This is a genomic window from Ferdinandcohnia jepli (assembly GCF_047246645.1).
In the GTDB taxonomy this organism is placed as follows: domain Bacteria; phylum Bacillota; class Bacilli; order Bacillales; family Bacillaceae_L; genus Ferdinandcohnia.
Genome location: NZ_JBFOKR010000040.1, coordinates 1 through 10,550 on the forward strand (window position 1 = coordinate 1; position 10,550 = coordinate 10,550).

Annotated in this window: 13 protein-coding genes; 11 read left to right on the forward strand and 2 right to left on the reverse strand. The window is 35.7% G+C overall.

What is annotated here, in order from left to right:
- Nucleotides 1-376: 376 nt before the first annotated feature.
- The 9 genes from AB3M96_RS23390 to AB3M96_RS23430 all read left to right on the forward strand — a co-directional run bounded on the left by AB3M96_RS23390 (nucleotide 377) and on the right by AB3M96_RS23430 (nucleotide 7,712).
- Nucleotides 377-1,216 carry an energy-coupling factor ABC transporter ATP-binding protein gene (locus AB3M96_RS23390; protein ID WP_412970022.1) on the forward strand — a complete coding sequence of 280 codons (840 nt, stop codon included), beginning with the start codon at nucleotides 377-379 and terminating at the stop codon, nucleotides 1,214-1,216.
- Nucleotides 1,192-2,067: an energy-coupling factor ABC transporter ATP-binding protein gene (locus tag AB3M96_RS23395; RefSeq protein ID WP_412970023.1), complete on the forward strand. Its 876-nt coding sequence runs from the start codon at nucleotides 1,192-1,194 to the stop codon at nucleotides 2,065-2,067. Before AB3M96_RS23390 ends, AB3M96_RS23395 begins: the two co-directional genes overlap by 25 nt.
- Nucleotides 2,064-2,855: an energy-coupling factor transporter transmembrane component T family protein gene (locus AB3M96_RS23400; protein ID WP_412970024.1), complete on the forward strand. Its 792-nt coding sequence runs from the start codon at nucleotides 2,064-2,066 to the stop codon at nucleotides 2,853-2,855. Before AB3M96_RS23395 ends, AB3M96_RS23400 begins: the two co-directional genes overlap by 4 nt.
- Nucleotides 2,856-2,867: 12 nt before the next feature.
- Nucleotides 2,868-3,626, forward strand: coding sequence for a tRNA pseudouridine(38-40) synthase TruA (gene truA, locus AB3M96_RS23405; protein ID WP_412970025.1), 759 nt, complete (start codon nucleotides 2,868-2,870; stop codon nucleotides 3,624-3,626).
- 178 nt (nucleotides 3,627-3,804) lie between these two features.
- A complete protein-coding gene (gene rplM / locus AB3M96_RS23410; protein WP_412970026.1) occupies nucleotides 3,805-4,242 on the forward strand; it encodes a 50S ribosomal protein L13 in 438 nt (145 codons plus the stop codon).
- Nucleotides 4,243-4,262: 20 nt separating this feature from the next.
- Nucleotides 4,263-4,655 carry a 30S ribosomal protein S9 gene (rpsI, locus tag AB3M96_RS23415; protein ID WP_412970027.1) on the forward strand — a complete coding sequence of 131 codons (393 nt, stop codon included), beginning with the start codon at nucleotides 4,263-4,265 and terminating at the stop codon, nucleotides 4,653-4,655.
- Between the two features lie 636 nt (nucleotides 4,656-5,291).
- Complete coding sequence (locus tag AB3M96_RS23420; RefSeq protein ID WP_412970028.1) at nucleotides 5,292-5,735, forward strand: YbaK family protein; 444 nt, start codon at nucleotides 5,292-5,294, stop codon at nucleotides 5,733-5,735.
- Nucleotides 5,736-5,803: 68 nt separating this feature from the next.
- Entirely contained in the window at nucleotides 5,804-6,517 is a 714-nt protein-coding gene (cwlD, locus tag AB3M96_RS23425; protein ID WP_412970029.1) for an N-acetylmuramoyl-L-alanine amidase CwlD, read from the forward strand.
- Nucleotides 6,518-6,665: 148 nt separating this feature from the next.
- The gene (locus AB3M96_RS23430) at nucleotides 6,666-7,712 is read left to right on the forward strand and encodes an Mrp/NBP35 family ATP-binding protein (RefSeq protein WP_412970030.1); all 1,047 of its coding nucleotides are present in this window, start codon (nucleotides 6,666-6,668) and stop codon (nucleotides 7,710-7,712) included.
- A 58-nt stretch (nucleotides 7,713-7,770) separates the two neighbouring features.
- On the opposite strand, the gene gerD is transcribed toward AB3M96_RS23430, so the two are convergent.
- Complete coding sequence (gene gerD / locus AB3M96_RS23435) at nucleotides 7,771-8,367, reverse strand: spore germination lipoprotein GerD (protein ID WP_412970031.1); 597 nt, start codon at nucleotides 8,365-8,367, stop codon at nucleotides 7,771-7,773.
- A gap of 153 nt (nucleotides 8,368-8,520) precedes the next feature.
- Here gerD and AB3M96_RS23440 point away from each other — a divergent pair, with 153 nt between their 5' ends.
- Nucleotides 8,521-9,117, forward strand: coding sequence for a KinB-signaling pathway activation protein (locus AB3M96_RS23440; RefSeq protein ID WP_412970032.1), 597 nt, complete (start codon nucleotides 8,521-8,523; stop codon nucleotides 9,115-9,117).
- Nucleotides 9,118-9,149: 32 nt separating this feature from the next.
- Here AB3M96_RS23440 and pdaB read toward each other — a convergent pair whose 3' ends face one another.
- Nucleotides 9,150-9,914: a polysaccharide deacetylase family sporulation protein PdaB gene (gene pdaB, locus AB3M96_RS23445; RefSeq protein WP_412970033.1), complete on the reverse strand. Its 765-nt coding sequence runs from the start codon at nucleotides 9,912-9,914 to the stop codon at nucleotides 9,150-9,152.
- A gap of 144 nt (nucleotides 9,915-10,058) precedes the next feature.
- On the opposite strand from pdaB, the gene AB3M96_RS23450 reads away from it, so the two are divergent.
- Nucleotides 10,059-10,292 (forward strand): hypothetical protein, encoded by a 234-nt coding sequence (locus tag AB3M96_RS23450; RefSeq protein ID WP_412970034.1) that lies wholly within the window; start codon nucleotides 10,059-10,061, stop codon nucleotides 10,290-10,292.
- Nucleotides 10,293-10,550 lie beyond the last annotated feature (258 nt).

The following is a 10,550-nucleotide window of genomic DNA, read 5'->3' on the forward strand; positions in this document are numbered from 1 at the left end:
GTTTAAAAGATTAGGTACGCATATTGGATAAAGGGTGAAGCGAAATTCACTTCACCCCAACATTTGACGTTGAACCGTTTTTTAAACGGTCTAAGCCCTTTTTGTTTATTTAAAAAGATGTGCGAAAATTAACTTCAACTACTAACACAATAAGATTGCTCTTCTAGGTATAACCCATACTAATTTCCCCAACTTATTATCTTTGCTACTTTTTTAAAATAGTAGTTGATAGTTATATTCTAGTAATATATGTAGTGTTTTATGGACGAAATCCCTTGACAGATAAGGATAAAACTAATAATTTGAGAAATAGATTAGATGAGTTGAGATTTAGAATTATTTCTATGGAAATAATGTAGACAGAGGGGGATGAGTAATGAAAGAGAGACTTTTAAGTGTTGATAATATAAGTTATAGATACTCAGATGAAGCAAAGTTTGCCCTGAATAAACTATCATTCTCTGTACAAAAAGGAGAATGGGTAGCAATAGTAGGACATAATGGTTCTGGTAAGTCAACATTAGCTCGTATTCTTAATGGGCTTCTTCTACCTCAATCAGGATTAGTTACGATTGATGGTATTACCTTAAGTGAAGATACGATTTGGGATATTAGAAGAAAGATAGGTATGGTATTTCAAAATCCAGATAATCAATTCGTCGGCACTACAGTCCGTGATGATATTGCATTTGGACTAGAAAACAACGGTATACCAAGGGAAGTAATGATTTCACGTATTGATAGAGCTATCAAAATGGTGAAAATGGAAGAGTTTGTTACTCATGAACCGCATCAGCTTTCAGGTGGTCAAAAGCAAAGAGTAGCGATTGCGGGTGTACTTGCTGTACAACCAGAACTTATCATACTTGATGAAGCTACATCAATGTTGGACCCATTAGGTAGGGGTGAAGTACTTGAGACCATCCGTGAAATTAAAAGCGAAAGCAATATTACCGTTTTATCAATAACGCATGATTTAGAGGAAGCTGCAAAAGCGGATCGCATTCTTGTTTTAAATCAAGGGGAACTATTTTCAGAAGGAATACCTGAGGAGATTTTTGCATTAGATGAAAAATTAGTTGAGATTGGCTTGGATATGCCTTTCTCTGTAAAGGTTTCAAAAAAGTTAAAATCAATTGGTATTCCACTCTCTAAAAATCATATAACAGAAGAAGGCTTGGTGGAGGAATTATGGACATTACAATCGAAAAATTAGAACACCGCTATCAAGTACATTCTCCGTTTGAAAGACTTGCGTTATATGATGTGAATGCGAATATCAAATCTGGTTCATATGTTGCGATAATTGGCCATACTGGTTCTGGTAAATCTACCATTCTTCAACATCTTAATGGACTTTTGCAACCTACGTCTGGTTCCATAACCATTGGTGATCGAACTATTTCCTCCAACCAAAAAGAGAAGAATTTAAAATCTCTAAGGAAAAAGGTTGGAGTTGTGTTCCAGTTTCCTGAGCATCAGTTGTTCGAGGAAACAGTTGAAAAGGATATATGTTTTGGTCCCATCAACTTTGGAGTTCCAGCCGAGGAAGCAAAAGCACGAGCAAAACAAGTTATTGAGATGGTTGGGCTGACTCAGGAGCACTTAACAAAGTCTCCATTTGATTTAAGTGGAGGTCAAATGAGAAGGGTGGCTATTGCAGGTATCTTAGCAATGGATCCTGAGGTTCTTGTATTAGATGAACCTACTGCTGGTTTAGATCCGAGAGGTCGGTATGAGATAATGGAGATGTTTTATAAGCTCCATAAAGAAAAAGGTTTAACAACCATTTTAGTTACACACAGTATGGAAGATGCTTCAAGGTATGCTGATCAAATTCTAGTAATGGAGAAGGGAACAATAAAGCTTCAAGGTAGCCCTAGTGAGGTTTTTTCTGATACTTCCCAACTAATCGGACTTGGACTAGATGTACCTGAGGTAATAAGACTTAAAGGACTCATTGAAAAAAAGTTAGGCATTACGATTCCTGTTGAATCAAGTTTATCTATTGATGAGATTGTAAATTATGTAGGGTCTGCTTTGAATATAAGGGGTGAGGACAAATGAATATCATTATTGGCCGATATATACCGGGCAAATCTCTCATCCATCAAATGGACCCTCGGGCAAAACTCTTATTGATATTCTTTTATGTCTTTATTGTCTTTCTTGCAAATACTTTTCTAACGTATGCCTTGTTGGGAATATATACTTTTACGGTCGTTTTATTAACAAAGGTTCATATACGTTACATTATTTCTGGACTAAAGCCTATTTTGTGGGTGATTATTTTTACTTTCTTTCTTCATATCTTCCTAACAAAAGAAGGTTTACTATTATTTGAGGTAGGATTCCTAGAAGTTTATGAGGGCGGTCTGAAGCAAGGGGTATTTATTTCGTTAAGGCTATTATATTTAATTATTATGACTACGATACTAACGTTAACAAGTACACCAATCGAGATTACTGATGGTATGGAAAGTCTCTTAGCACCATTTAAGAAGCTAGGACTCCCTACTCATGAGCTGGCTTTAATGATGTCTATTTCATTGCGATTTATTCCAACTCTAATGCAAGAGACGGAAAAAATCATGAAGGCACAGGCTGCAAGAGGTGTAGAATTTACAAGTGGACCAATTAAAGACAGAATGAAAGCTGTAGTTCCTCTGTTAATTCCATTGTTTATTAGTGCATTTAAAAGAGCTGAGGAGTTAGCTATCGCTATGGAAGCACGAGGATATAGAGGTGGAGAAGGCAGGACGAAGTTAAGAAAGCTGGAATGGCGTCTGCTAGACACATTAATGTTGTTACTGTTATTGTTGGCTGCAGTTATATTATTTTTATTAAGAGGATAGTTGAGGGAAAATATGAATCGGTATAAATGTATCATTGCGTATGATGGAACAAATTTTTCGGGATATCAGGTACAACCGAATAAAAGAACCGTCCAGTCGGAGTTTGAAAAAACTTTAGGAAAAATGCACAAAGGGAAATCGGTAAAAATCTTTGCTTCAGGACGTACTGATGCTACTGTACATGCAGTTGGGCAAGTAATCCATTTTGATTCAAGCCTGGATATACAAGAGTCAGGTTGGAAACGGGCTCTCAACTCTATGCTGCCGAGCGATATAAAGGTGCAGAAAGTAGAAAAAGTTGATTCCCATTTTCATGCGCGTTTTGACGTAAAGGCAAAGGAATATCGATATAAGCTTTTACTTTCCCAAGATGAGAGTGTATTCACGCGTAATTACGTTTATCATTATCCATATCCTCTTAATTATGAAGAAATGAACAAGGCTGCAACATATTTTATTGGTACCTATGATTTTACGAGTTTCTGTGCTTCTAAAACGGAAGTAAAGGATAAAATTCGTACTATCTATCATATTTCGATAGATAAGCAAGATGAAGAGCTAATCTTTTCTTTTATCGGTAATGGCTTCTTATACAATATGGTCCGGATATTGGTGGGGACTTTACTAGATGTAGGAAGAGGAAAGATAAAAGCTAATAATGTAAAGCATATATTGGAAAACCAGGATCGTTCATTATCAGGAAAAACAGCGCCAGGTCATGGTCTTTATTTATGGCAGGTATATTATGAGGACTGGGAACCAAATAAGTAGTCAGTAGTCAAAAAATATGCTTATGACAACTAAACCTGGTGTAACATTTTCTTGACATTAGGACGTGAAAGATATATTATATTTTAGGTATGGTATTTAAACCCCACGTTAAAGCCCCGGAACTTTAACTGTGATTTAATAAATATGAACCAGAAGCAATTATTTAGGAGGGAAATTCATGCGTACAACATTTATGGCAAATGCTAATAATATAGAGCGTAAATGGTATGTTGTAGATGCTGAAGGTAAAACTTTAGGTCGTCTTGCAACTGAAGTTGCTACATTATTACGTGGAAAACACAAACCAACTTTTACACCACATGTTGACACTGGTGACAATGTTATCATCGTTAACGCTGAAAAAATCGAACTTACAGGTAAGAAATTAACTGACAAAATCTACTACCGTCATAGTCAATTCCCAGGCGGATTAAAATCAAGAACAGCATTAGAAATGCGTACAAACTACCCAGAGAAAATGCTAGAACTTGCTATCAAAGGCATGCTTCCAAAAGGTTCTTTAGGTCGTCAAATGTTCAAGAAGTTACACGTTTATGCTGGAACTGAACATCCACATCAAGCACAAAAACCAGAAGTTTACGAACTTCGCGGTTAATTATTAAGGAGGTTATTAATTTGGCACAGGTACAATATTATGGCACTGGCCGTCGTAAGAGCTCTGTTGCACGTGTACGTTTAGTTCCTGGTGACGGACGCATTGTGATTAACGGTCGTGACATCGCAGAATATATTCCATTTGAAGCTTTAAGAGAAGTTGTAAAACAACCTCTTGCAGCAACTGAAACTGTAGGAAACTATGACGTTCTAGTTAACGTTAATGGTGGAGGTTACACAGGTCAAGCTGGCGCTATCCGCCACGGTATCGCTCGTGCGTTACTACAAGTTGATCCTGAGTACCGTCCAACTTTAAAATCAGCTGGACTATTAACTCGTGACGCTCGTATGAAAGAACGTAAAAAATACGGTCTTAAAGGCGCTCGTCGTGCACCTCAGTTCTCAAAACGTTAATATTACGTTTACAAAGGCTCTCAACCGATTTGGTTGGGGGTCTTTTTTGTGTACTGGAAAGTGGTGATACTGCTCTGTCTACGTTTGAAAAGAGTGTTTCGGTGGTGGGTGGGTTTATTTAGTATGGACGTTTTAATCCGTAATTCCTTAAAAGTGCTAAAAACCGTATTTTTGAATTAAAAATCGTATTTTCGAATTAAAAACCGTAAATTCAAATTATAAATCGTATTTCCGAATTAAAAACCATAAATCCAAATTAAAAACCGTAAATCCAAAATTAGACTAAAAGAGGTGCAAAATGATAATAGTCGAACAGTGAATTACACTTAAAAAAACCGAAATTTACTATTATCAGACAAAAACATTAAGGAAGATATCTCACAAAAAATTGCTTAATTTAATGATCCAGCGTATATAACCTTTTATTTTGCTCCACTAGCAAATTTATTCCCACAAACACTACTTCAAGAGTGTATTTCTGAGGTGGACAAATGTATTTTTCTGGTGCCTGACACCAGAGCACCAGATTTCAAAAACATTATACATACTTTATTTTGGCAGTGGAGGTACTTTGTGTTTAGCGCATGATTAGGTAGGTGCAGTAAGAAACTAGTTGTCAAAGGGGGTTTCTATTGTATGAATGTTATAACTACCTTCAAAGAGAAACGGAAAGAGAAGCAAATTACGTATGAGCGTAAGATGCTGCGTGAGCTTTCATTGGAAGGGTTAAAAAAGAACGTTTCAGAGACCTTTGGTAGCTATTTTAGAATGGGAACGATGCTGGGTAGTGCAATTGAGGAAGGTTGCCTGGATGTTGCTATAGAAGCGTATTTATTAGGTGCAAAGTATAGCAGGTTTAGTTATTATGGAGAATCTCTTGAAGATGTAAAAAAGCGATGTTATCAATATGAGAAGAATCTAATCGATGCTTTATATGAGTTTATTTGTTATTGGGGACATATTGGGGATCACGGGTTTGTAAATGAGTCCCTATATTATTCTTGTGAGCATTATGTAACCTACTGGTGGATGGAAGGCTTCCAAAAAGGAGAAAAAAGATACCGCCTAAAATTGCATTAAATTTTTCTATCATATATACTCTCCTTGTCCCATATAGTGAAATGTAAGGACGAGCAGGAGGGAATAAGGTGAATAAAAAATTAAAAATAGCAGGTGTCATTTTAGGCGCTATTGTACTTTTTTTGTTTCTGCAATACCGATATATGGATAAAGATGTTTGGAATTCATGGAGCCTTCCACTTTCCGGAAAGATTATCATAATTGACCCTGGCCATGGTGGTGTAGATGGAGGGGCTAATAGTGGTGATATTCAAGAAAAAGACATTGCCTTGAAAATTTCTCTGAAGCTTAGAGATTACCTGCAGCAACAGGGCGCTCTTGTCCAAATGATAAGAGAAGACGATACCGACTTGGCGGCTGAAGGAACAAGAGGTTATAGTAGGAGAAAAACAGAAGACCTTCAAAAACGTGTGAAATTGATTAATGAGTCTGAAGCGGATTTATATATTAGTGTACATTTAAATGCAATTCCATCTCCAAAATGGAGCGGGGCACAAACCTTTTATTATGGGTCTTTTAAAGAAAATGAAGCAATAGCAAAATTCATTCAAGACGAACTGCGCACTAATTTAGGTAATACAACTCGTCAAGCTAAAGCGATAAACCATGTATATTTAGTGAAAAGCTCCAACAAACCTGGGGCATTAGTAGAGGTAGGTTTCTTATCTAATCCACAAGAAAAAGCACTACTCATTCAGGATGAATACCAAGAAAAAGTTGCTGCTTCTATCTATACAGGAATATCCCGATACTTCTCCGATGAATCTAACCCGCCTGATTAATGTAAGGTGGGTATTATTTTTGAAAAGCATATTTTTGTAATATACATAACTTTTTATCAAGGTATGAGGTTCCTCACACTCTATTTTGGACTAGTATGTTATAATAGCATGGAATGAAACCGAATACAGAATTAGGTGGTGTTTAGTTATGTTAACAGAACAACAAGTTAGAGAAATACTACAAAAAAAGAAGGATCCCTTCTTACATAAAACATTTGAAGAAACAAATGCAATCCAAGAGATTAAGATAAAAGAAGAAAAAGGGCATGTTAGTGTTAAAATTGCAATAGCAAAGACAGGAACATCTGAACAGCTTCATTTACAATCCATGATTGTTAATGCACTTAAAGAGGCAGGTGCTGAATCAGTGGGCCTTCGTTTCACTGAATTATCGCCTGAAGAATTGGCGAAGCACAAGACAGAGTCTGGTGAATCTGATTCATTATTAGCTCCTACTAACAAAACAACCTTTATTGCGATTGCCAGTGGTAAGGGTGGAGTTGGTAAATCTACCGTTTCAGTTAACTTAGCTGTATCATTAGCTAGACTAGGTAAAAAAGTAGGCTTGGTTGATGCAGATATCTACGGATTTAGTGTACCTGATATGATGGGTATTACGAAACGTCCTGTTGTACGTGGAGAAAAGATTGTGCCAGTAGAAAGATTGGGTGTAAAAGTTATATCAATGGGCTTCTTTGTAGAAGATAATTCACCTGTCATCTGGCGTGGTCCAATGCTTGGAAAAATGTTAAACAACTTCTTTAATGATGTAGAGTGGGGAGATCTTGATTATCTATTGCTTGATTTACCTCCTGGAACAGGTGATGTCGCGCTTGATGTCCATACAATGCTTCCTACTTGTAAAGAGATTATTGTGACTACACCGCATCCGACAGCAGCTTTTGTTGCAGCAAGAGCGGGGGCTATGGCACTTCGTACTGAGCATGAGATATTAGGTGTTATTGAAAACATGTCATATTTTGAAAGCAAGGTAACAGGTGAGAAGGAGTATGTATTTGGACAAGGCGGAGGAGAAAAGCTAGCAGAAGAACTTCAGACAACTCTGTTAGGAAAATTACCTCTAAGACAGCCTGATTGGAACGATGATGACTTCGCACCATCTATTTACGACGAAACTCATCCTACAGGTAAGATATATTCCGAAATTGCACAAAAGGTTATTGAAGCCATATAAGAAAAAAGAGACCTCCTATTTCTAAGAAAATAGGAGGTCTTATATTAGTAATGTAGAGTTAGCTGTTACCGCCGCCTTCTCCTTCATCTTTCTTTGCTTTTTCTTGCTTCTGCAAATCTTCAGCATGTTTTATTAAAATATCTTCTATCTTTGCTTTATAAAGTGGGCTTTCGAGCGTCTCGCTAACCACACTTTGTAAATGTTTTCTGAAATCCTGACCTTTAAGAACCTCAACTACTTGTTCTTCCATTTCAGGATTTTTTAATATATCCATCATTAAAGCTTGATATTCGGGATCCTTCATTAAATCTTTTATGAGTTTTTCGTGCTCCTTTTGCATACTTTTTGCAAAATCCTCAACGAACTTCGTGTCTTCAAATGTTTTTTTCCAAAACTCAATACCATTTTCTGATGTAAGTGTTTCCTGGATGGATTGCTTAACAATTACCTGATCCATGATAAGATTCTGTTTTAGGGTTTCATCCTTCATAAGCTCTTGAATTGCCTTTTTACCATCATCAGTTTTTAAAATATCTACGACCATCTTTTTGGTCTCTTCGTAATCAGGTTGACTTTGTTCCACATTTGCAGGGGCACACCCAAAAGTGACTAAAATTAAGCTTAGGATGAGGAGGAGCGACATCCATTTTCTCATATTATTTAAGCTCCTTTCATGGGATCCTTACTAGTTAATATGCAGGCTTTTGTTGAAAAATATTCATTTAATAAGTATCTACAAACTGGCATTTGACCCTACTGTTTTGGTACAATCATATGGTGAATCTAGATTGAGTTGGGGGATACAATTGTGAAAAGTCGAAATTGGGTAAGGTTTTTCTTATCTACTTTGCTTGTTGGCGCCATTAGCACTATCATTTTTGGTTTTGCTATAAAATGGGGTGAATATAAAGAATTATTTTTAGCAGCAGATTTTGTAGAAATTTTAATGGTTGTATTTTGGCTGATTGGTGTTGGATTTATTTTTAGTGTAATTAGCCAAATGGGTTTCTTTGCATATCTTACTGTACATCGTTTCGGTTTAGGATTATTTAAAAGCGCTTGGAATCCCGCACAAATAGTATTGATTGCATTCGTATTATTTGACCTAATTTACTTCCGTATTCAGGTTTTTACAGAAGCGGGCGATTCAGTAGTATCCTATATTTTAGTTCCAATTGGCATTTTACTTTTTGCACTTTTGATTGGATACTTTAAAAGCAAACAGACAAATAAGAGAGCATTTATACCTGCCGTATTTTTTATGTTTGTTGTAAGTGTGATTGAATGGTTTCCAGCTATAAGAGTTAACGAAAGCAGCTGGCTTTATTTAATGCTTTTACCAATACTTATTTGTAATGCATATCAATTATTGGTATTGCCTAAAATAACAAATCAAAAAAGCTGACCCAAGGTCAGCTTTTTTCTTATGATTAATATTTAGTCAATCATCTCGCTACTAACTTCAGCATTATTAAGAATGTCACTTACAGCTACAAAAGAGTACCCTTTCTTTTTTATTTCATTAATGATTAGAGGTAGTGCGTCAGCTGTCTGTTTGGCCGAGTCAGAAGCGTGAAACAATACTATGTCCCCACCTTTGATGCTATTAAGTACATTTGATTGAATTTTTTCAACACCAGGGTTATTCCAGTCATTAGAGTCAATACTCCAATGAATAAGTGTATAGCCAAGTGAATCAGCAAGTTTTACAACTCTAGAATCAAAATTACCATCAGGAGTTCTTATATAAGAAACAGTTTTTACTCCCATCTTTTTAAATACATCTTGCGCTTTGTATATATCCTTCTTAATTTGATTATCTTCCAATTCAATATAGTTTTTATAGTCGTATCCCTTTACACCAATCTCATGTCCATCTTTAATTATTCTCTGGACTATATCAGGATGCCGTTCTGCCCAAGAGGCAGATAAAAAGAAAGTAGCTTTTTTTATGCCTTCGTTCTTTAGAACATCGATAATAGGCAATGCTTTCGTATCTCCCCAACTAATATTAAACGTCAATGCAACATCCTTTTCATTCTTTTCACCCTTATAAATGACTCGTGGTCCTTTTTCTGTTGAAAAAACGGGTGCTATATTCCCTTTCTCAATATAAAAAATGCCAGCTGTAAAAAAAGAAGCCACTAGAATAATAAGTGCTTGTTTTACTTTCTTTCCGCTTAGGATGTAGAAAAAATTCATATATATCCTCCTTGTCCAATACATCTCCTTGTCTTCATATTATGCTTGTTCAGAAAATATATGAGTGAATCAAGCAGTATTTTTTTTTCATAAAATCTCTATTTGTGGAAATAACTAGAATTACACTATATTAGAGGTGAAACTATGATTGGGTTACTTATTGATCAGAAGGAAGTTAAAGAATTAGAATACCTTCTAAAGAGAGAGATGGATGAAATATTATTTGATGTAGAAGATAAAAGAATAGATCATATTGTAAAAAGAGCCATGGAAGAAAGATATCAAATTTTATTTCGGTTATTTAAAAGAGTAGCAGAACCTTCGGAGTGTACGAAGTATATACGTTCGAAAAAAATAAAAGTTAATACGGATAAGTAAAGTAATTAAAAAGGGGGGTAAGTAACCCTCTTTTTTAGATTGTAAAATAGATGTTGACACTGTTTTTTTATGATGGTATATTAATAAACGTCGTCGCTGACGATAAAAAGTTTTTTTAAAAAAGTGTTGACTACAAAAACTCAGCATGTTATATTAAGAAAGTCGCTTATGAGCGATTTTAATAAAAAGTTCTTTGAAAACTGAACACAATACAAGCGTCAACGTTTAATTCAAGTAACAAATTATTGAGCAATCAAT

What these genes read in the sequence shown, in the direction of transcription:
- AB3M96_RS23390 (WP_412970022.1), top strand. Translation starts at nt 377, where the DNA reads ATGAAAGAGAGACTTTTAAGTGTTGATAATATAAGTTATAGATACTCA.
- AB3M96_RS23395 (WP_412970023.1), top strand. Translation starts at nt 1,192, where the DNA reads ATGGACATTACAATCGAAAAATTAGAACACCGCTATCAAGTACATTCT.
- AB3M96_RS23400 (WP_412970024.1), top strand. Translation starts at nt 2,064, where the DNA reads ATGAATATCATTATTGGCCGATATATACCGGGCAAATCTCTCATCCAT.
- truA (WP_412970025.1), top strand. Translation starts at nt 2,868, where the DNA reads ATGAATCGGTATAAATGTATCATTGCGTATGATGGAACAAATTTTTCG.
- rplM (WP_412970026.1), top strand. Translation starts at nt 3,805, where the DNA reads ATGCGTACAACATTTATGGCAAATGCTAATAATATAGAGCGTAAATGG.
- AB3M96_RS23420 (WP_412970028.1), top strand. Translation starts at nt 5,292, where the DNA reads ATGAATGTTATAACTACCTTCAAAGAGAAACGGAAAGAGAAGCAAATT.
- AB3M96_RS23430 (WP_412970030.1), top strand. Translation starts at nt 6,666, where the DNA reads ATGTTAACAGAACAACAAGTTAGAGAAATACTACAAAAAAAGAAGGAT.
- gerD (WP_412970031.1), bottom strand. Translation starts at nt 8,367, where the DNA reads ATGAGAAAATGGATGTCGCTCCTCCTCATCCTAAGCTTAATTTTAGTC.
- pdaB (WP_412970033.1), bottom strand. Translation starts at nt 9,914, where the DNA reads ATGAATTTTTTCTACATCCTAAGCGGAAAGAAAGTAAAACAAGCACTT.
- AB3M96_RS23450 (WP_412970034.1), top strand. Translation starts at nt 10,059, where the DNA reads ATGATTGGGTTACTTATTGATCAGAAGGAAGTTAAAGAATTAGAATAC.